The organism is Lentibacillus sediminis, from assembly GCF_002763455.1.
Lineage (GTDB): Bacteria > Bacillota > Bacilli > Bacillales > Amphibacillaceae > Lentibacillus_D > Lentibacillus_D sediminis_A.
This window is the reverse complement of record NZ_NIXK01000002.1, coordinates 566,775-587,770: the sequence shown is the minus strand read 5'-3', so window position 1 is coordinate 587,770 and position 20,996 is coordinate 566,775. Positions and strand designations below refer to the sequence as shown.

At 45.8% G+C, this 20,996-nt stretch carries 15 protein-coding genes and 1 riboswitch; of the genes, 8 read left to right on the top strand and 7 right to left on the bottom strand.

Annotation, left to right across the window (positions count from 1 at the left end):
* The first annotated feature begins 52 nt into the window (after positions 1-52).
* Positions 53-1,090, top strand: a complete 1,038-nt coding sequence (locus CEG13_RS07025; RefSeq protein WP_100011162.1) for an LLM class flavin-dependent oxidoreductase — start codon at positions 53-55, stop codon at positions 1,088-1,090.
* A gap of 18 nt (positions 1,091-1,108) precedes the next feature.
* Entirely contained in the window at positions 1,109-2,056 is a 948-nt protein-coding gene (locus CEG13_RS07020) for an ATP-grasp domain-containing protein (protein WP_100011161.1), read from the top strand.
* A gap of 633 nt (positions 2,057-2,689) precedes the next feature.
* Here the strand turns inward: CEG13_RS07020 and CEG13_RS07015 are convergent.
* The 5 genes from CEG13_RS07015 to pckA form a co-directional block, all read right to left on the bottom strand.
* On the bottom strand, positions 2,690-4,072 hold the full coding sequence (locus tag CEG13_RS07015) for an FAD-binding oxidoreductase (protein ID WP_100011160.1): 1,383 nt from the start codon (positions 4,070-4,072) through the stop codon (positions 2,690-2,692).
* A 167-nt stretch (positions 4,073-4,239) separates the two neighbouring features.
* A complete protein-coding gene (locus tag CEG13_RS07010; protein ID WP_100011159.1) occupies positions 4,240-5,049 on the bottom strand; it encodes an ABC transporter permease in 810 nt (269 codons plus the stop codon).
* On the bottom strand, positions 5,036-5,845 hold the full coding sequence (locus CEG13_RS07005; protein WP_100011158.1) for an ABC transporter ATP-binding protein: 810 nt from the start codon (positions 5,843-5,845) through the stop codon (positions 5,036-5,038). Before CEG13_RS07005 ends, CEG13_RS07010 begins: the two co-directional genes overlap by 14 nt.
* Positions 5,846-5,862: 17 nt before the next feature.
* Complete coding sequence (locus CEG13_RS07000; protein ID WP_100011157.1) at positions 5,863-6,858, bottom strand: ABC transporter substrate-binding protein; 996 nt, start codon at positions 6,856-6,858, stop codon at positions 5,863-5,865.
* A gap of 399 nt (positions 6,859-7,257) precedes the next feature.
* Positions 7,258-8,844, bottom strand: coding sequence for a phosphoenolpyruvate carboxykinase (ATP) (gene pckA, locus CEG13_RS06995; RefSeq protein WP_100011156.1), 1,587 nt, complete (start codon positions 8,842-8,844; stop codon positions 7,258-7,260).
* A 194-nt stretch (positions 8,845-9,038) separates the two neighbouring features.
* Positions 9,039-9,146: riboswitch (SAM riboswitch) on the top strand.
* A 121-nt stretch (positions 9,147-9,267) separates the two neighbouring features.
* Here pckA and metK point away from each other — a divergent pair.
* Positions 9,268-10,470, top strand: a complete 1,203-nt coding sequence (gene metK / locus CEG13_RS06990; protein ID WP_100011155.1) for a methionine adenosyltransferase — start codon at positions 9,268-9,270, stop codon at positions 10,468-10,470.
* Positions 10,471-10,728: 258 nt separating this feature from the next.
* Complete coding sequence (locus CEG13_RS06985; protein WP_100011154.1) at positions 10,729-11,910, top strand: cation:proton antiporter; 1,182 nt, start codon at positions 10,729-10,731, stop codon at positions 11,908-11,910.
* 88 nt (positions 11,911-11,998) lie between these two features.
* Here the strand turns inward: CEG13_RS06985 and CEG13_RS06980 are convergent, their stop codons facing one another.
* Entirely contained in the window at positions 11,999-14,065 is a 2,067-nt protein-coding gene (locus tag CEG13_RS06980; protein ID WP_100011153.1) for a catalase, read from the bottom strand.
* Positions 14,066-14,244: 179 nt separating this feature from the next.
* Here CEG13_RS06980 and CEG13_RS06975 point away from each other — a divergent pair, with 179 nt between their 5' ends.
* The 3 genes from CEG13_RS06975 to CEG13_RS06965 all read left to right on the top strand — a co-directional run bounded on the left by CEG13_RS06975 (position 14,245) and on the right by CEG13_RS06965 (position 18,729).
* Positions 14,245-14,430 carry a hypothetical protein gene (locus CEG13_RS06975; protein WP_100011152.1) on the top strand — a complete coding sequence of 62 codons (186 nt, stop codon included), beginning with the start codon at positions 14,245-14,247 and terminating at the stop codon, positions 14,428-14,430.
* Positions 14,427-15,821 (top strand): amidase, encoded by a 1,395-nt coding sequence (locus tag CEG13_RS06970; RefSeq protein WP_100011151.1) that lies wholly within the window; start codon positions 14,427-14,429, stop codon positions 15,819-15,821. The genes CEG13_RS06975 and CEG13_RS06970 overlap by 4 nt, the downstream gene beginning before the upstream one ends.
* 757 nt (positions 15,822-16,578) lie before the next feature.
* Positions 16,579-18,729, top strand: a complete 2,151-nt coding sequence (locus CEG13_RS06965) for a type IA DNA topoisomerase (protein ID WP_100011150.1) — start codon at positions 16,579-16,581, stop codon at positions 18,727-18,729.
* An 82-nt stretch (positions 18,730-18,811) separates the two neighbouring features.
* On the opposite strand, the gene CEG13_RS06960 is transcribed toward CEG13_RS06965, so the two are convergent.
* Positions 18,812-19,306 carry an AMP-binding enzyme gene (locus CEG13_RS06960; RefSeq protein ID WP_100011149.1) on the bottom strand — a complete coding sequence of 165 codons (495 nt, stop codon included), beginning with the start codon at positions 19,304-19,306 and terminating at the stop codon, positions 18,812-18,814.
* 250 nt (positions 19,307-19,556) lie between these two features.
* On the opposite strand from CEG13_RS06960, the gene CEG13_RS06955 reads away from it, so the two are divergent.
* Positions 19,557-20,771 (top strand): NAD(P)/FAD-dependent oxidoreductase, encoded by a 1,215-nt coding sequence (locus tag CEG13_RS06955; RefSeq protein WP_100011148.1) that lies wholly within the window; start codon positions 19,557-19,559, stop codon positions 20,769-20,771.
* Positions 20,772-20,996: the final 225 nt, after the last annotated feature.

The following is a 20,996-nucleotide window of genomic DNA, read 5'->3' as shown; positions in this document are numbered from 1 at the left end:
CTGGAAAAGGGCCTTTTGTAATGGAAAAAGATAAAGAAGGAGAGTGGAGTTTGTGCGATATGGATTTTGGCTTCCGATTTTTGGCGGGTGGCTGCGAAACGTGGAAGATGAGCAAATGCCTCCGACGTATGAGTATGCGAAAGATGTAATTCAATCTGCGGAGAAGTGGGGATATGACACCACCTTAATTGCAGAACTGTATTTAAACGATATCAAAGGAACCGACGCGGATTCCATAGAAGCCTGGTCCACAGCGGCTGCCCTTGCTGCCGTTACGGAAAAAATTGAAATTATGACTGCGGTCCGGCCGGTATTTCATAACCCGGCTGTCACGGCAAAAATGGCCGCGAATATTGACCATATCAGCAATGGACGTTTTACATTAAATGTCGTATCCGGATGGTGGGCAGAAGAAGCCAAACAATACGGCGGGGATTTTACCGAGCATGATGAGCGGTATGAGCGGACGACTGAGTTCCTGGAAATTTTAAAGGGCTTGTGGACCGAAGAAACGTTTTCCTATGACGGCAAGTTCTATAAAATTGAGGATACAAAACTTGCCCCTAAACCCCTGCAGCGACCGAACCCTGTTTTGTATGCCGGCGGTGAAAGTGACAAAGGCAAGCAGGTAATTTCCTCGCTTTGTGATGCGTATGTCATTCACGGACATACAGTGGAAGAAGCCGAAGCGAAAATTACTGATATGAAAGAGCGCAGAAAGAAAGCCGGCCGTGAGCAGCTGCAGTCATTCGGCATGGCGGCTTATGTGATCTGCCGGGACACCGAGGAAGAGGCACAGGAAGAATTGAAGCGAATTACGGATGTGAAAGATACGAGTGGCTATTCGGGATTTAAGGATTTCACCTCAAAATCCCAGCTGGAGCAGCAGATTCAACTGCAGGATTATTCAGTTTCCAACCGCGGGCTGCGACCGAATCTGGTCGGCACACCGGAACAAATCGCTAGGGAAATCCTGGCATTTGAAGAAGCCGGCGTGGACTTATTGCTGCTGCAAAGCTCTCCGCAGAAAGAGGAGCTGGAACGGTTCTCGAGACAAGTAATGCCGAAAGTGGAAGAACTGCGCAACTAATTATAGGGAGTGAATGAAATGAGTAAAATATATGTAATTCACGAAAACAAAGAATGGACCGATCATTTGATTCAGCGTTTGGAAGAGCTAGGAATTCCATACGAAGACTGGCTGCTGGACAGCGGAAAAGTCGACTTGACATCCGTGCCGCCGGAGGGGATTTTTTATAATCGCATGAGCGCTTCCTCCCATACGCGCGGCAACCGCTTTGCACCGGAACTGACGAATGCTGTCTTGGCATGGCTGGAACAGCACGGGAGAACCGTCATCAATGGCAGCGGAGCACTTCAGCTGGAGCTGAGCAAAGTCCGGCAGTATCTGGAACTGGAAAAGTTTGGCGTAAAAACACCGAAAACCATTGCGGCCGTCGGAAAAGAAGAACTGCTTGAAGCGGCAGCCTCCTTTGAAGGAAAAAGATTCATCACCAAGCATAATCGCGCCGGAAAAGGGCTGGGTGTTCAGCTTTTCCATTCTGTAGAGGGGCTGCAGCAATACCTTGAGAGTGAGAGTTTTGAAGAGCCTGTGGACGGAATCACGCTTATCCAGGAGTATATTGAGTCACCGGATGCTTCGATTACCCGCTGTGAGTTTGTCGGTGGTAAATTCCTCTATGCTGTGCGCGTTGATACGTCGGAAGGGTTCGAACTTTGTCCCGCAGATGCCTGCACGATTGACGATTTATTCTGCCCTGTCGGTGAAGAAGCCGAACAGCCGGCGAAATTCCAAATCAGGGAAGGGTTTACGCACCCGATTCTGGAAAAATACGAGCAGGTGCTTGCTGCAAACGACATTCAGATTGCCGGTATCGAATTTATTCAGGATCACAATGGAGAAATTTACACGTACGACATTAATACAAACACGAACTACAACAGTGACGCTGAAGCCAGAAGCGGGCAGTATGGCATGCTGGAAATAGCGAAATATCTTGAAGGAAAGCATACGCAGGAGGAAGTGCTGGTTTAGGCTGGGAGGTCATGTGGCGCGGTGAGATCCGTGGAGTTGAGAGACCCACACATGAAATTGGATGACTCCCAAGTTAAATCAAATAAATACAATAAATCTAATATCACAAATAAGCACCTTTCCGTTCCTGCCACAAACGGAAAGGTGCTTATTATTATTGGCTGTTCTCTAAAAGAATGTTGTTTTGCAATGTCTATAAAGCTGCGATGTAAATAAACTGCGGTGGTGTCATCGCCGCTGTGGAAATACCCTTCGCACCTGCTGAGCGCTGATGAGCCTCCTCGCGCTGTCGCGCTGTGGGGTCTCACCTATGCTTACCATCCCGCAGGAGTCTCAGGGTATTTCCTCCGCTGGGTGATGTGCCTTTTAAAAACAAACAATAGCTATCCACTCTGTAGCTGGTTGATCTTCGCTGTGGGAAGCCGACTCCTGCGGGAAAAGCAACAGCTGAAAACCCCACAGGAAGCGGTTTTCTTCCGAGGAGGCTGAAGCGTTGCTCGTGGAAAGCGGCTTCCCGTAGCGGAGATCAACGAGCACTTATGTCGCATTTTCCATCGACTACGAATTTAACAAGCAACAAAACTTACGAACAGGGTCTTATTATGAAAGAACCAACCTATACGAACAATCCCGCTATTTCCCTTTAATAATCTTACCGGGATTCATCAGGTTTTTCGGGTCAAGGACTTGTTTGATTTTCTCCATGACAGCAAGTGCCTCTCCATGTTCCTGCTGCTGGTATTTCTGCTTGCCGCTTCCCACACCATGCTCTCCAGTGCATGTTCCGCCGCGTTCCAGTGCATAGGTAACGATCTCTTCATTAAGCCGTTCTGCTTTTTTCATTTCCTCTGGATTATCAGCATCAAGCATTAAAAAGATGTGATAATTTCCGTCGCCAACATGGCCGGTAATACCGCCTGGCAGGCCATGTTTTTCCACCTGCTCACGTGCATGGCGCAGGGCACCAGCCAGCTCAGAGACAGGCAGACATACATCGGTAATCATCAGTTTTCTTCCGGGATAGCCGTGCACATAGGCATAGAGCAGATTATGCCGGGCTTCCCAGAGTTTGTTGCGCCCTGCTGTATCTGTTTCAAACGCGACTTCCAGACAACCAAAATCCTTCATAATTTCCTCTGTAAATTCGATATCGTGTTTCAACCCGGCTTCGTTCCCGTGAAATTCCAGAAATAAGGTAGGTACCTCTTTGTAATCCGTGTCACTATACAGGTTCGCTTGCGTCATCGAAGGTTCGTCGACCAGTTCCATCCTCGCCACTGGTACTCCTGCCTGCTGGATGGCAACAACAGCCTCGACAGCTTCATCCACTGAAGGAAAAGAGGCGCGTGCAGCCATTATTTGTTCCGGGATACCGTGTACTTTGAGTGTTAATTCGGTGAAACAGCCCAAGGTCCCTTCCGAGCCGACGAATAACCCGTTCAAATGATACCCGGAAGACGATTTTTCCGCCATATTGCCGGAACGAATAATCGATCCGTCGGCAAGTACTATTTCCAGATCACGTACCTGGTCGCGCATAATCCCATAGCGAACAGACATCGTGCCGCTCGCATTGGTTGCCGCCATGCCGCCAAGGGTTGCATCTGCCCCAGGGTCGACAGGGAAAAACATGCCGTATTTCTTCAATTCTTTATCCAGTTGCGTGCGGGTCACTCCCGGCTGCACACGGACCAGGAAATCTTTCTCCCGCACTTCCAAAATCTGATTCATCAAGGAAAAATCAATCGTTATGCAGTAAGCTGATGGAATCACATGCCCCTCCAGGCTGGAGCCCAATCCGTAAGGCACGATCGGAACTCCGAGCTTATCTGCAAGTTTAACCACTTCGCTGACCTCTGCGGTGGTTTCGGGAAAAACCACGGCATCTGGCGGGCTTGGAGTGTGGTAGGATTCATCACTGCTGTGTTCCTGCAGGATTGTTTCATTGGTGCTGAGCTGATCTTGCCGCAGGATATTATGTAATTCATCAACTACTTGCTTTATTTCTGTTTGCATGCTAGCGTTTCCTCCTTGTCATAAAATTTCTGTGTCAATCTAAGAATCTAATATTATATTTTAGTATAGCGCTTTCAATAAAAGAAGTCCAGAACAGAAAGGAGCTGACTGCGCGCCAAAAAAAGCGGAAAAGCCCGGTTGCAAGTTCCGGGCTTCCTTCATTCTAGCTACCTCGAGTGCTTAATTAGCCATTTTTCCAACTTTTCTACAACTTTGTACATGATCGCTGCAAATATCGCGATTAGTACAAGGCTCGACATGACAAGCGAGAAATCAAATACTTGGAAGCCGTAAATGATCAAGTATCCCAGTCCCTGTTTGGAAACAAGGAATTCACCAACAATGACGCCAACCCAGGAAAGTCCTACGTTCACTTTTAGGGTGGAAATCATTGCCGGCAAAGCGGCAGGAAAAACTGCCTCTTTGAACAGCTGCCATTTGGTGGCACCAAAGCTTCTCATGACCTTCTCATAGTTTGGGTCAATCTCCCGGAAGGCTGAGAAGACAACCAGTGTGGTAACAATGACGGAAATAATCGCACCCATGGTAATAATGGCAAGGTATCCTGGACCAATGGCGACAATGATAATCGGGCCGAGTGCTACTTTCGGCATGGCGTTCATCACAACAATATATGGATCGGCAATATCGGAAAAACGCTGGGAGGACCATAGCATGGTAGCTAGTATAATACCGGACAATGTCCCGACAAGAAAGCCGATGATGGTCTCGATTAGCGTTACTTGGACATGCGAAAACAGGGAACCGTCAGACAGGCGTTCTACAATTACTGTAAACACACGGCTTGGAGAACTGAATATCAGCGGATCAATCCAGTACATCCTCGTGGCGACTTCCCAGACAGTGAAAAACACCAGCAAAATAGCGATTTGCCAGGCAAATACAATTTTCTTTTCCCGTTTAATGCCATTTTTATAGCTTTGAAACAATTGCTTATCTGATTTATTCTCTTTCATCCGTCTGCACCTCCTGAGAAGAGGTTACATGTGTGTCCTTTTGATCCAATTCATTCCAGATCCGGTCAAACAAAAGCTGATATTTTGGGTGGCGCCGAACGAGAAACGGCTGCTCATCCCGCAATTCAATTGGTACGTCAAACACACTGGCGATTGTGCCTGGATTGGCGTCCATCACGATAATTCGGTCACTCATGGCAATAGCCTCACCGATATCGTGGGTAACAAGAACCGCTGTTTTTTGGTAGGTCTTCAATAACTTGGATACAAGATCTTCCAATTTCAGTTTGGTCTGGTAATCCAGGGCAGAAAAAGGTTCATCCAACAGCAGAATTTTCGGGTCGTTAATCAGGGTGCGGACAAGTGCTGCCCGCTGCCGCATCCCGCCAGAGAGGGAGGAAGGGTATTTATCTGCCACACCCGGCAGTCCAACTTCCTCCAATAATTCTTGTGCCGTCTCTTTTGTCTCGGAGGTCAAGGTACGATTAATTGCAGGACCCAGCAGGACATTGTTCTCGATCGTTTTCCATGGAAACAAATAATCCTGCTGCAGCATATAACCAATTGCCATTTTTGATTCCGTTATCGGCTTTTGCTCAAGGAATACATTTCCGGCCGTTTGCTTCATGATGCCGGATATGATCGAGAGGACGGTCGACTTCCCGCAGCCGCTTGGTCCAAGCAAGGCGACGAATTCTCCTTCTTTAACGGAGAAAGAGATATTGTCAAGTGCCTTGGTATAGCCGGTGCTGGAAAAATAATGATGGGTCACTTTGTCTAAGGTCAGAAATGCCAAAAAACCCCCTCCTTTCCTTAGTTGTTAATAACCTCTTCAGCAATTTTGGTATTGACTAGTTCTTCATAAGGAACATCTGCTTCTGGGAGTTCACCGGCTTCATCCATGATCGCCTTCAGATTGTTCCATTCTTTTTCATCTAAAATAGGGTCTGTTGCAAAAGAGCCTTGACTTTTGTAACGGTCAATGGAAGAAGCGAGTGTCTCCAGATCCGTTTCTTCAAAGTATGGCTGAATCACTTCGGCAATCTCTTCTGCACTGTGTTCCTGCACCCATTGTTGGGCTTTATATACAGCGCGGGTGAATTTCTGCAAGGTTTCCTCATTCTCTTTCATGTAGCTTTCTTTGGTCATGAATACGGTGTACGGCACTTTACCGGATTCTTCGCCAAATGATGCGACGATATGACCGGTTCCTTCTGCTTCAAAAACACTGGCGGTCGGTTCAAACAGCTGGACAAAATCATAGTCTCCGGAAGCAAAAGCACCAGGTATATTGGCAAAATCAATATTCTGACTCAAATTTAGGTCCGCGTGTGGATCAATTCCGTGTTGTTTCAGCACATACTCGCCAACCATCTGGGGCATGCCGCCAACGCGCTGTCCAAGAAAATCGCTTCCCCGCAAGTCTTCCCAGGTAAAGTCAGGCATAGGTTCTTTGGCAACCAGAAAAGTACCATCCGTTTGTGTCAACTGCGCGAAGTTAACCGCATAGTCCTTGGAATCCTGTGCATACACATAAATGGACGTTTCCGAGCCAACGAGCGCAATGTCTGCTCCATCCGAAAGCAGGGCTGTCATTGTCGTATCCCCGCCCCAAGTAGTCTGCAGTTCCACATCCAGACCCTCTTCTTCAAAAAAACCGTTCTCTAAGGCAACATATTGCGGTGCATAAAACAGGGAGCGTGTCACCTCTGCCAACTGAATCTTTGTATTACCGCCCGAAGCGTTGCAAGCGGAGAGAAAGAGAAGCACCAAACATGAAAATACGGCAAACACCTTTATCTTTTTCATACTGTTCGATCCTTTCCTGAAATAGTGATATATCAACCACAGTTTATGCCCAGAGGGAAAAATGTGTGTCTGCCCAGTGTGGAGAGGGGAGAGCGGTTCAGATAAGAGTGGAAGGCAACCATAGAGCAGAAGTTAACCCGAGAGCATGGCTGCCACGGTCGAACGGAGAGGAAAAGCAGGAATAACAGACTGAGAGCAGGGTTGCCCAAGCCATCAGTCACACAAAAAACCGACCTCTACTTCAGAGGCCGGCAGACACCAAGCGAATTACGCTCCGCTTCGTTCCTATAAAATTATTCCTTTTGGGATGAGGAATCGTTTATTATTTCCTTCCAAGCTTGATTCGTCCAAAGCAAGCTTGAAAGGATATTGCCAATAATCCATAAAAAGCAGCAGTGATTACCCTTTATAAACTGGTCCTGCCTGCTTAATTTCATCACTTGCCTTGGTGAATTTAGCGAAATTCTCATGGAACTTCATGGCAAGAGACTGGGCGGCAGTATCGTAACCAGCTTTATCTGTCCAGGTTTTTTTCGGATATAACAGGTCATCAGGCACACCAGGGACATGAACCGGGATCTCCAATCCAAATACTTCGTCGGTCATTGTCTCGGTATTGTTCAGTTCACCCTCCAACGCCGAATGGACCATCGCTCTGGTGTAGGACAACTTAATTCGCTCTCCGACTCCATATGATCCGCCTGTCCAGCCTGTGTTGACAAGAAAGACGCTGGAGTCATGCTGATCAATTTTCTCACCCAGCATTTCTGCGTAAACGGACGGGGCAAGCGGCAGAAATGGAGAACCGAAACAAGCGGAAAATGTCGCTTGTGGTTCAGTGACACCGCGTTCAGTGCCAGCCAGTTTGCTGGTGTATCCGCTTAAGAAGTGATACATCGCCTGTTCCTTCGTCAGCTTGCTGATCGGCGGCAGTGTACCCGAGGCATCCGCGGTGAGAAAAATAATCGCATTCGGGTGACCGGCAATGCTCGGGCTTACTGTATTTACGATGTTTTCCAGCGGATAGGCCGCCCGGGTGTTTTCCGTCAGCGAGACGTCATCATAATCGGGGAGCCTGGATTCTTCTCCAAGCACCACATTCTCAAGAACGGAACCGAAACGAATGGCATTGTATATCTGCGGTTCCTTTTCCTCGGAAAGATTGATGCACTTGGCATAACAGCCGCCTTCAATGTTAAAGACACCATTTGGACTCCAGCCATGCTCATCATCACCGATCAATCGCCTGTACGGATCAGCGGAAAGGGTTGTTTTTCCTGTGCCGGAAAGACCGAAAAACAATGCGACATCACCTTCCATGCCGACATTGGCGGAACAGTGCATTGACAGAATATCCCGCTTTGGCAGCAGGTAGTTCATCACGGAAAAAATTGACTTTTTAATCTCGCCCGCGTATTCCGTGCCGCCGATTAATACGACGCGTTCTTTAAAGGAAATGATGATAAATGTCTCTGAATTGGTGCCATCGATTTTCGGATCAGCTTTAAACGTTGGTGCGGATACCACGGTAAATTCAGCCTGATGGGAGGCTAGCTCCTCAACGGATGGGTTAATAAACAGCTGGCGGGCAAACAGATTATGCCAAGCATATTCATTGATCACCTGAATCGGCAGCCGGTAATTAGGATCCGCGCCGGCAAACCCTTTAAATTGATAAATCTCTTTCTGTTTTGCCAGGTGTTTCATTACTTTTTCATAGAGGTGATGGAAGGATTCCTCATCTATCGGCTGATTGACCGCACCCCAGCTGATATCATCATCTGAAGACGCATCACGGACAATAAACTTATCCCTAGGGGAGCGGCCGGTATACGCGCCGGTGGAAGCCTGCACCGCTCCCGTGGCGGTAAGCACCCCTTCTTTGCGCTTCAAAATTTTTTCGACCAGCAGGGGGACCGATAAATTAACTTGCAGATTTTCATGTGATAAAATTTCTTTTTGTAACGATCTCTCCACCGTTTTCATAAGCAAAACCGCCTTTTTGAGAAATAATAGTATTTCATATGCTCCTGATTCCAATTTGTGATTATCAGTATAACACATTTCAAGGAATAGTCCATACTAATATAGCAATTAATTTTAATATCCATCTTGCAAAAACAGGTCAAATAGTTGACATTACAGGGCCCTTTCGTTACGATAAATCTCGAACGGATACTCTCTTATTCAGAGTTGGTGGAGGGACAGACCCGATGAAGCCCGGCAACCATCACGGCTAGTGAAAAGGTGCTCACCTGATGCAAGGAAAATTCCTTGAACAATAAGAGTGAAAGGACGCCAGCCTTTCCTCATTGAAGCAGGAAAGGTTTTCTTTTTGTTACTTTGAATAATTATTTACATATGATAGAAGGAGTTCCGTACCACACACTTAAGGGAGGACTTAGCCACATGGCTGCAAATCGTCGTTTATTTACTTCTGAATCGGTGACGGAAGGGCATCCGGATAAAATCGCCGATCAGATTTCCGATGCGATTCTGGACGAAATTTTAGAAAGGGACCCGTTTGCCCGTGTTGCCTGCGAGACTACGGTAACAACAGGGCTCGTGCTGGTGGCCGGAGAGATTACGACCAGCACTTATGTAGATATTCCCGCTATTGTCCGGCAAACGATTAAAGATATCGGCTATACCCGGGCCAAATACGGGTTCGATGCTGAAACCTGCGCCGTATTAACAGCTATTGATGAACAATCCTTGGACATCGCAGGTGGAGTTAACACGGCTCTGGAAGCACGGCAGGGGAAATTGAGTGAAGAAGAGATCGATGCCATCGGTGCCGGCGACCAGGGGTTGATGTTTGGTTTTGCCTGTAATGAAACAGATGAGTTGATGCCGTTGCCGATTTCCCTGGCACATAAACTGTCGAAACGGCTGGCAGATGCCCGTAAAGAGAAGATTCTTGGTTATCTGCGCCCGGATGGAAAAACGCAAGTAACGGTGGAATATGATGAACAGGATAATCCGGTCAGGGTCGACACGATTGTCATCTCCACCCAGCATCATCAAGATATTACCACCGAGCAAATCGAGAAAGATCTGATTGAACATGTCATTCGGCCTGTGGTTCCTGAAGGGCTGCTGGATGATTCAACAAAGTATTTCATCAATCCGACTGGCCGCTTTGTCATTGGCGGACCACAGGGGGATGCAGGATTAACAGGAAGAAAAATCATTGTTGACACGTATGGCGGCTATGCCCGGCATGGCGGTGGAGCATTCAGCGGCAAGGATGCTACTAAGGTAGACCGTTCAGCTGCCTATGCTGCGCGTTACGTAGCAAAGAACATTGTTGCAGCAGAACTGGCCCAAACCTGTGAAGTGCAGCTTGCCTATGCGATTGGGGTTGCAGAACCTGTATCGATTGCCATTAACACATTCGGCACAGGAAAAGTGAGTGAAGAAGAGCTTGTTCAGGCGGTCCGCAAATTATTTGATCTGCGTCCTGCCGGGATTATCCGCATGCTGGATTTGCAAAAACCAATTTTCAAAAACACCGCAGCTTATGGCCATTTTGGCAGAACAGACCGGCTGTTCCCGTGGGAAAAAACCGATAAAGTGGAAGAGCTAAAGGGAATAATGGAGAAAAAGTAAAAGGTTAACCATACGAAATAGTAAATGAAAACATCCTGTCCATTCAATAATGGCAGGATGTTTTTTCGGGTTTCTCCTCGGTAAATGGACATATTATTAAATAGGTTGTCCCTGTCGACATTTCCTTCCTGAGAGTTATTTCTTTTCCAGTAAAGTTTTCCATCATTTATGCACCTGTTTAGATCTATTCCATTAGGGAAGGGATTTAGGAATACTGCAGAAAAGCTATTTATCTGCCAAAAAAGGAGGCACTCACACATGCATCCACAACAAATACTCCTATTATTGCTGGTGGGTTATATTATCTATTCCATCGATAAAAAACAAAAATATTTTCCGGTTCCCGTAGTGCTGGTTGTGCTGGGGCTGGGAATTTCCTTCATCCCATACTTTAATGGGATAACAATCACGAAAGACATGATATTTCATATTTTTCTTCCTGCACTCTTGTTTACATCTGCGTATCGCTTTCCGCTTATGGCACTAAGAAAAGATAAATGGATTATTTCCACCCTTGGAACACTGGGGATTTTATTAACTGTATTGCTTTTGGGTGCAGCCATCTACCTGGTGGGCGGTTTATTTATCAGTCTTTCTTTTGTCGGAGCTCTTTTGATCGCGTCCATTTTGACACCGACAGATCCTGTCTCGGTTGTTGCGATACTGAAGAAATCCCTGAGTGATGAAAAAATCGCCGATATTGTGGAAGGGGAGTCCCTGCTTAATGATGGAACTAGCATCGTACTATTTTCGATCTTTCTGCAAATGTTTTTGAATGATACAAGTTTTTCAATTGGAATGTTTTTGCTTGAATTTCTCTTTGTTTCAGCAGGAGGTGTGCTGCTAGGGACCGGCTTTGGCTGGCTGATGAGCAAATTAGTCCATTATACGAAACACCGTACTTATCAGGTGATGCTCAGTATTATTGTCGCTTACGGCAGTTTTTATCTTGGTGAGGCAATCGGCGTTTCCGGTGTGCTTTCCACAGTCGCCGCAGGTTTGATGTTGTCATGGGAATTCGGGAAAAACATCAAAGAGGAGCATTTCCGGGATTCGCTGGATGGCTTCTGGGATGTGGCGGAACCATCCGTCCTGTCGCTGATTTTCCTGCTGATCGGCATCCAGGCAGCAAGTTATTTGCTGTTCTCTGAATGGTTGCTGGCAATAATCATTTTTGTGTTGTCTCTTGCGGTACGTTTCGGGCTCTTAGCGGGAATGACTCAGGCTATTCCATCCTGGAGAAATATCTTTACGCTAAAAGATGCTTCCCTGATTACCTGGTCCGGCATAAAAGGCACGATGTCGGTAGCACTCTTGATGGGGTTTGCAGCAGAAGCGAACAATGATGCGCTAATTTCACTCGCCTTTGCTGCAATCCTGCTGTCATTAGTTATTCAGAGTGCTGGTGTTTACCCGCTGACAAGAAGACTGAAGGGATAAACCGCTCTTTAATTACCACACCAAAGAGAATAACCACCTGCCAGCTCAGGTGGTTATTTTTATGAGATGTATCTAAGTAACGAAAGCCCTATCTTCTATCCCAAAACCGCATTTGAGCGATTGCTTCAACGAAATTCTCTGCAAAGTCTGGGTTGTTGTCGGCAAAAACGACGCCGGCATAGTTATTTTTATTCGACTTATTAATATAGGGCTCTCCACTTTCTGCAATACCAATTGGTTTATAGTGCGTGTATGCAACCCGTACATATTCACTCACATCTTGTTTGAACTTATTTTGATTCTTGGAACTTCCGCCAACAACGTAAAGGGAGTCAACTAAATATGGACTTTGGGTAAGGAATGTTGCATCAACTTTCAATTTTGTGCCATCAGACCCTGTGACCCTACCAAGCTTTTCACTTATAATGACAATAATAACTCCGCGTTGCTGCAGGTAGTTTAGCACATTGGTTACTTCATTGCTGTTAAAACCATCGCCTACCAGAACGCCAACTTTTTGCGTGTAAGCATAATTTGGATTATTTTTGTATTGGCTAAGTGAAGGGTAACTTGTTGAAACAGGAACATTGGATCCCTCTGGACGGTCAACACCAATATTATCTGCAATGATGCAAGCCATTTCCTTATCCACTTTAACCAAATTGTTTACGTTTTGCTGGCGAACAAATTCGCTTTCTACTTTCCCAAGCTGATAGCTGAAGCCCTGTATGGTGTGCTGCTTTTCAATGGGTGTCATGCTATTCCAGAATATCCTCGGCTGTGTATAGTAATCCTTGAATGATTCGCTTCTGGCCCGTATAACATGCCCTTCCTCATATTTTGGATAAGTCTCATAGCCGCCATCTTCCGGGGGCACCGTGTATGGCGTGTTATTCGCCAGTGAATTCTTGTGATAATTTACCTGATCCACATCGATTCGGTGCCTCATATAGCCTCGCCGCTGATTATTATGAAATGGGCAGAGCGGCTTGTTAATTGGTAACTCAACATAATTGGCGCTGCCGAGCCGATGCTGCTGTGTATCTCTATATGCCATTATCCTTCCCTGCAGAACAGGATCATTGGAAAAATCAATTCCCGGAACGACATTTGCAGGGTTAAATGCGACTTGTTCCGACTCCGTGAAATAATTATCAATATTTTTATTTAATGTCATCTTACCGATTAGCTGAACAGGGATCAGTTCTTCCGGCCAAAACTTTGCAGGATCGAGAATATCAAAATCATATTTGAATTCATCTTCCAGCGCAACCAATTGAACACCTAATTCATATTCAGGGTATGCACCGCGGTCAATCGCTTCCCTGAGATCCCGCCGGTGGTAATCCGGATCGAGTCCGCCAATTTTCAGTGACTCATCATTAAGAAGGGAATGAACACCAAGGACAGGCTTCCAAACATATCTCATAAAGGTTGCTCGCCCTTCTTCATTAACAAACAAGTACGTATTAATCGACCACGATTCCATCATTCGATAGCTTTTTAAAGTGCCCCGATCGGACATGATCCACTGCACCATATGAAGTGCTTCCTCGTTGTTGGCCACATAATCCCAAAATAGATCGTGTGCGCCGGAAGCTGTTGGTATATCATTATCCTGCTTCGATTGATACGCATGCATGGCATCCGGAAACTTCATCGCATCCTGATTAATTAATACAGGCATGGCAATAGTGGTCAAATCAACATTTCCTTCTTCGGTATACAGCTTCACGCCCTGACAGCGTAAATCCCTTGCCGTATCATAGGAACCTTTAGCCCCCTGTACAGTAGAAAAACGGGTCGTTAATGGTGTCTTTTTTCCTGCTTCTGATAAGAATCCTGCTTTTGTTACATGTTTCATGGACTTGTAGCATTCAAACTCTCCATGTGCACTGTAACCTCTTGCATGAACCACCCTTTCCGGTATTTCTTCATGGCCAAAGTGTGACATTTTTTCAAAAAACTCATAATCCTGCCTCAATGCAGGACCGCGTGGACCAACTTTTAACTGGTCCGTATCTTGTGACCTCTTTTTTCCCTCCTGTGTCGTCATTGGCTCTCCAGCGTTTTTAATGCGGTACCGGTCCAGCTGTTCCTGTTTTGCATTTTCGTTCAAATGCCGGTCTTTTCCAGAAGATGATTTGTTATCCATGTAATCACCTAGCCTAACATATAAATTTTCGATCCTCTACATATGAATGGTATGCATTTCCTGGAAGGGTAGACCATTTATTTTGGATGTGTATCTGATAAGCAAATTCGTATTGTCTCCGTGCACGGTCTTTCAGTGATTTCATATAGTAATTATCAGCATTAAAGGAGGCAAATGACATGGTTTATGCTCATTATATAAGACAGGGTTTGTATAACCAGGGTCTTCCTGTTTATGAAACAGACATTCCTTTTATTCAAAACATCCTTTACACAGTGGAACAGGCTGAAAGCTCGCTTGGTGCATTTCCTTATCTGAATCAGGAAGTGCCGATTACGGTTGTTGATAAGGAGTTAATGCGATGACAGACATTTCTTTTCTAACTGCTGCTGAGCTAGGACCATTGATAAAGTCTCGCCAGCTGTCTCCCGTTGAGCTGACAAAACATACATTAAATCTTATGGAGACGATTGATCCCATCCTTCATACGTATATTACTCCTCTTCCTGAATTAGCCCTTCGGCAGGCGAGAAAAGCAGAGGATGAAATCATGCGTGGGGAGTATGCAGGACCTCTCCACGGAATTCCAATTGGCATCAAAGATAATTACTTTACAAAAGGGATACGTACGACAGCCGGTTCCAAACTTTTTAATAATTTCATCCCTAATGAAAATGCCACGGCTGTAGACAAATTGTTAGGTGCAGGGGCCATCATGCTGGGAAAGCAAAATTTGCATGAGCTTGCTGCAGGATCAACTGGTACCAATCCGTATTTTGGCACGACTCGTAATCCCTGGAAAATCAATCACATGCCAGGTGGTTCAAGCGGCGGAGGTACCGCATCTCTAGCGGCAGGTCTGGCAATACTGGCAACGGGGACAGATACATTTGGCTCGATTCGTTTACCTGCTGCCATGTGCGGGGTTTACGGGTTAAAGGCAACGTATGGGCTCGTTAGTACTTACGGCATTTTTCCGACGGCCTGGTCACTCGATACATCTGGGCCAATGGCGCGTTCCGTTACGGATTTGGCGCTAATGCTTCAGGTGATGGCTGGGTATGATGCAAAAGACCCTGCCAGCCTTAACATGCCAATTCCGGATTACACAGAAAATCTGAACAAAGGAATCAGCGGAGTGAAAATAGGGATCCCTACTTATTATCTCGAGGGGTTAGAGCCGGATGTAGAACAACTCTTTAAAAATGCAATAGCGACACTAACAAGTTTAGGAGCTGAAATAAGAGAAATAGAGATCCCTGAATTAACAATGTCCACATTTTCGGGGTATGCGATCGTGGGGGGAGAGGCCTCTGCTTTTCATGAAAAATGGTTAAAAGACCATGCAGAGGATTATTCCACGGATATCCGGACGTTCTTTCTGGCTGGTGCATTATCAAATACACCGCAATACGTCAAAGCCCAGCAAGCAAGGAGAAAAATGGTTAAAGCATTTGATAGAGCTTTTCATGATGTCGATATATTGCTCGGTCCGACGATACCTATTACCACCCCGGCGTTTCAAGAGAACTGGGTGGAGCAGAATTTAGATGTGGTAAGACGCTGTATGCCATTTACTTCACCGGTAAATTTAACAGGGACCCCCAGCCTGGCTGTACCAATGGGACTGGATGAAAATGGGCTTCCTGTTGGCATGCAATTTATTGGAAAGCATTTATCCGAAAAACAGCTGCTGCAGGTGGGGCATGCTTGGGAGCGTGTTGATCCATTAAAGATTAGTTTAAAGAGGATATGAGGTTCTTAGTAAAATAGTTTATTCAATAGAGTGTATTCATTAGGAATGCTCTTTTATTTAGGCTCTTTTCCGTAAGTTTTGTTGCTAATTTAGTTCGTAGTTGATGGAAACTGTGACCTAGCCTTCTGGCCGCCGCTGCGGAAATACCCCTCGCTTTCCGCGGGTGGCTGGTGAGCCTCCTCGCGCTGTCGCGCTGTGGGGTCTCACCGATGCCATTCCTCCCGCAGGAGTCTCAGGGTATTTCCTCCGCTAACGGTGTGCTTTGTTACTTTACTGCTTATTAAATTTAAAAAGGCATACATTCACTTTTGAGGGTTGACTCCCGCGCGCACCTTAGGGCATGGCTAACTGCTCGCGGGAAACCACCGCTGCACAGTCCAAGACTTGTGCTAACCCCACTTCAATTAATAGAATAGGCTTCTGTCTTAATTGATTTTTTAAAAAACCCCACCAGCGGAGGAAATACATGGAGACTCCTGCGGGAAGAAAAGCCTAGGTGAGACCCTGAAGTGCGACAGCACAAGGGGGCTCACCAGCTTCCCGCGGAAAGCGGAATGTATTTCCGTAGCGGCAGGAATTATGTCACAGTTTATAGATAGTGTGATGAACAAACGATTTCCGATGGGGCGTAACCGCTGTCCCAATCTTTTAGAAAACAGCCTTTATTTATAAAAAAATACTGTCCCCGTTCCAAATCTTATAGTATAATGAAACTACTCCAAAACTCCCCAAAAATTCCACAGATAAGGTGATAGATTTGAAAAAACTAATTCTAGCAGAAAAACCCTCCGTAGCGAAAAATATAGCTGATGCCCTTAACATTAAAACGAAAAAAGACGGGTACTATGATGGCTCAGGCTATCTGATCACCTGGGCGTTCGGTCATCTGGTTGAACTATATGACGCGAAAGATTATGAGAGTAAAATGGCGCGCTGGAAAATGGAGAATTTCCCATTTATCCCTACTGAGTTTCAATATAAGGTGAAAAGTAATCCAAGAAACCGCCAGCAGATAGACGGTGGTGCAAAAAAGCAGCTGGAGATCATCCATTCCTTAATGAAGCGATACGATGTGGATGCGATTATCTCCGCCTGTGACTACGACAGGGAAGGGCAGCTGATCGGCGACAGCATCATTTACCGGGGCGGAAAACCGAAGCAGCAGGTTTACCGGTTGCTGCTGAATGAATGGACAAGGGAAGAGGTGCTGGCTGGCCTTGAAAGAATTCAGTCCAACAATGCAATGAAACCGCTCCGGGACGCAGGTATTTCAAGGCAATGGGCCGACTGGGTCATTGGCATTAATTTAACCTCAGTTGCCACACTGAAATATCAGAAAGGGAAAGGAAAGGCGCTGAACATCGGCAGAGTGCTGCTCCCAACATTGAAAATTATTTATGATCGCGATAAGGAAATCGAGCAGTTTGTGCCGGAAGATTATTTTAAATTAACGGCTTTATTTCAGACGACAGGCGGTAAGGAATATCCGGGCACCTATATGGAAAAGGGGAAAGAAAAATTTCCCAAAAAAGAAACCCTCCTGGATCTCGCTGAGAAAATCCAGAATGCAGAGGGGACGATTACCGACAAACAAGTCGAAAAGAAGAAGGAATTTCCTCCTTTTTTGTTCAATTTGTCCAATTTACAGGGCTACATAACCAACAAATACAGCGGATGGACCTCAGACAAAGTGTTGAAGACAGCCCAGTCGCTTTACGAAAAAAAGCTGATTATCTACCCAAGAACATCCAGCACAGCGCTGGAGGAAAGTCTTGTTGGAAAAACAGCCAAGGTTTTAAAAACGCATGCCGAGGGACTCCCGTATCAGGATGAAATCTCTTTTCGCAAAACAAAAAGGGTGTTCAATAATGCCAAAGTAGAGAGCCACAGTGCGATTATCCCGACCTACTTGAAACCAAAACAGCTTTCCAGGGATGAGCAGCTTGTCTATCAGGCAGTGAAAAACCAGTTTCTTATGCAATTCATGCCTGTTGCGGAATATGAAGAAACCAAGTTGACAACAAAGGTAAGCGAAGCAACAGGCATATTTATGTCCAAAGGCAGGGTGCAGTTAGTTGAAGGCTGGAAAAAGGTGGAGAATATCCAGTCCAAGGAAACCATCTTGCCTGCGGTGGCGGAAAAGGAAAGGGTGGCAGTGAAGGAAACAAAAGTAACTGATCATGTAACCAAACCACCGAAGCATCACAGTGAGAAAACACTCCTAAGGGTCATGGAAACATGCGGGAAGGGCTTTGAAGAGGAAGAAAGTGACGAATTGCTGGGAAGTATTCTGACGGGTTTTAGCATCGGCACCCCCGCGACCAGGGCAGAGACCATCAAGAAATTAAAGGATGTTGGCTATATCACCACGCAAAAGAAGCAACTCACTTGTACGGAACTGGGAAAACGTCTGGTCGAAACATTTCCAGTCAAGGAGCTGTTTGATCTGGAATTTACCGGACGGCTGGAAAAAGGGCTGTCCGATATTCAAAAAGGGAAAGCCGGAAAAAGGGATTTCCTTGAGCTTGTGTTCCGTTTTACCAATCAATCGGTGACCGCAATCAAAAGCGGCGAGGACGTGACCATCCAGGAAGCGGCGAGTGACAGTAAGCCAAATGAAGTACTTGGTATCTGTCCGCAGTGCGGCGGGAAAGTAATTGACGGATACATGGGCTTCCATTGCAGCAACTGGAAAAAGAACTGCTCCTTTATCATTTGGAGAAACGACAAGTACCTTGCCGCGATGAGAAAAAAACCAACCAAGACGCTGGTAAAAGCCTTGCTGAAAAATAAAAAGGCTTTTGTAAAGGGTCTGACAAGCAAACGAGGCAAGAAATTCAATGCCTATTTACGGTATGAGAAGAATCCGGAAAATGATTACTATAGCTGGAAAATGGAATTTAAGTAAAAGACAGGATAAACAGTTGAAGAGAGCTCCAATAAAAATAGAAGAGGACCCTGCAGGCGGCGGGTTCCTCTTCTATTCCTTTTTACTTCATTTCCTGCAATTTCATCCGCAGAATTTTCCCGCTTGCCGTTTTGGGAAGCTCCTCAAGAAATGTCACAGTTTGCGGGCACTGAGAGGCGGACAGTTTTTCCTTAGCGAACTCTAGCAATTCCTGTTCATCTGCAGAAATACCATCCTGAACGACAATGTACGCGTGCGTTGTTTCCTTCAGCTCCTTATGCGGCCGGACGGCAACAGCAACTTCCACCACCGCCGGGTGTTGGTAAAAAACAGCTTCTATTTTTTTTGGCGAGGTTCTTGTCGAGCTGCTCTTTTGATCAATCACCTGGATACGGCCATTTTCATCAATGGTGCCAAGATCTCCCGTATACAGCCAGCCATCAACGACTTGGTGATTAGCTGTGTTTTCGCTGTCTGGCGTGCCGCTTCCTTTCACGATAATTTCACCTATTTCCACTCCGTCGGGCTGCACATCTGTTCCGGATTTATTGACAACACGCATTTCTGTATCCACCATCGTTATACCACCTTTGCCGATAGAATCATATCAATTACGAAAATTATAACACAAATTTCTGCAAGCGTTTACTAAAATGCACATTGCGGCAACCTAATCATTAGCATAATAAATCGAAGTTTGATATGATAAATTTATCAGCATACCTGCTATTTAATCACATGACTGCTTGCTCATTAAGTAACAGGTGAAGATACTTATCACGAGAGTAATGTATAATACTTAGATTTTTACTAGGAGGGAAATTTGTATGACTACCATTAAACCAAGAGTTGTCGTACTGGGCGCAGGATATGCCGGTCTGACAACCGTCAGACACTTAACCAAGAAACTGCTGCCGGAAGAGGCGGAAATTGTGCTCGTCAACAAGCATAATTACCATTATGAGTCGACCTGGCTTCATGAGGTGGCTGCAGGAACCATCAATCCAAACCAGGCACGCGTGATGATCAGCGATGTCGTCAATCAAAAGAGAGTGCGCCTCGTTTATGATTCTGTCGTCAAAGCAAACAAAGAAGAGCAGACTGTCGAGCTGGAAAACAGTGAAATTCCGTATGACTATCTGGTATTTGGACTCGGTTTTGAATCCAATGACTTTGGCATTAAGGGAATGGCGGAACATGCCTTTGCAATTGAAGACATTGATTCCAGCCGCCTGATCAGTGAGCATATTGAGTATCAATTTGCCAAGTACAATACGGAGGAAAATCCAGATGAGAACAGCTTGAACATTCTGGTTGGCGGAGCTGGATTCACCGGTATCGAATTGGTTGGCGAGCTGGCCGAAAAAGTGCCGGAGCTCTGCAAAAAATACGATATCGACCGCAGCAAAGTCCGCATCATCAATGTGGAAGCAGCTCCATCGATTTTACCGATGTTTGACAAAGACTTGGTTTCCTATGCAAAACAATCATTGGAAGACCGCGGTGTGGAATTCCGGATTGGTGCACCAATTTCCGAGTGTACATCGGAAGGTTTCATTGTTGGGGATGACAATGAATTGATCAAAGCAGGAACGTCTATATGGACTGGCGGGGTAAAAGGTAGCAGCGTGCTGACTAATTCCGGTTTTGAATTAGTAAAAGGAAAAGTAAATGTCGATGCAGATCTGCGTTTGCCAGGGGAAGAAAATATTTTCGTGCTTGGAGACTGCTCATGGGTCTGGAACAAAGAAGAGGATCGCCCGTATGCACCAACTGCGCAGCTGGCCATGCAGGAAGCAGAAACAGCGGCAAATAATGTCCGTGCACTCCTCACTGGCCGACCATTGGAGGATTTCGTCTTCAAGAGCAAGGGAACTGTAGCTTCACTTGGGGTTAATGACGGCATCGGAAATGTTTTCAATGACTATAAACTTCAAGGAAAATCAGCTGCTGCAATGAAAAAAGTGGTGGACAATCGTTCTCTGTTCATGCTCGGTGGTACGAAATTAATGCTGAAAAAAGGAAAAGTACGCCCATTTTAATTGCACATGGTCAGTGAAACTGCCGTGAAGAGTTGACAATCTACATGGAGGAGGTCCTTTGGTAATGAAAAACACAGTCTGCGGGATATTGCTCGTCCTCACTTCTTTGGTGGGGTACCGGTTATTGAGCGATTACCTGGAGGATACAAGAGAATTTCGTTAAACAGAAAACGGCCATCCGGCATCAAGCCGCATGGCCGTTTTTCAGGAAAAAAAGATTGCCAT

Bases quoted from the DNA above. Each gene is read 5' to 3' on its own strand.
- CEG13_RS07020 (WP_100011161.1), top strand. From the start codon at position 1,109: ATGAGTAAAATATATGTAATTCACGAAAACAAAGAATGGACCGATCAT.
- CEG13_RS07015 (WP_100011160.1), bottom strand. From the start codon at position 4,072: ATGCAAACAGAAATAAAGCAAGTAGTTGATGAATTACATAATATCCTG.
- CEG13_RS07010 (WP_100011159.1), bottom strand. From the start codon at position 5,049: ATGAAAGAGAATAAATCAGATAAGCAATTGTTTCAAAGCTATAAAAAT.
- CEG13_RS07000 (WP_100011157.1), bottom strand. From the start codon at position 6,858: ATGAAAAAGATAAAGGTGTTTGCCGTATTTTCATGTTTGGTGCTTCTC.
- pckA (WP_100011156.1), bottom strand. From the start codon at position 8,844: ATGAAAACGGTGGAGAGATCGTTACAAAAAGAAATTTTATCACATGAA.
- metK (WP_100011155.1), top strand. From the start codon at position 9,268: ATGGCTGCAAATCGTCGTTTATTTACTTCTGAATCGGTGACGGAAGGG.
- CEG13_RS06985 (WP_100011154.1), top strand. From the start codon at position 10,729: ATGCATCCACAACAAATACTCCTATTATTGCTGGTGGGTTATATTATC.
- CEG13_RS06980 (WP_100011153.1), bottom strand. From the start codon at position 14,065: ATGGATAACAAATCATCTTCTGGAAAAGACCGGCATTTGAACGAAAAT.
- CEG13_RS06975 (WP_100011152.1), top strand. From the start codon at position 14,245: ATGGTTTATGCTCATTATATAAGACAGGGTTTGTATAACCAGGGTCTT.
- CEG13_RS06970 (WP_100011151.1), top strand. From the start codon at position 14,427: ATGACAGACATTTCTTTTCTAACTGCTGCTGAGCTAGGACCATTGATA.
- CEG13_RS06960 (WP_100011149.1), bottom strand. From the start codon at position 19,306: ATGGTGGATACAGAAATGCGTGTTGTCAATAAATCCGGAACAGATGTG.
- CEG13_RS06955 (WP_100011148.1), top strand. From the start codon at position 19,557: ATGACTACCATTAAACCAAGAGTTGTCGTACTGGGCGCAGGATATGCC.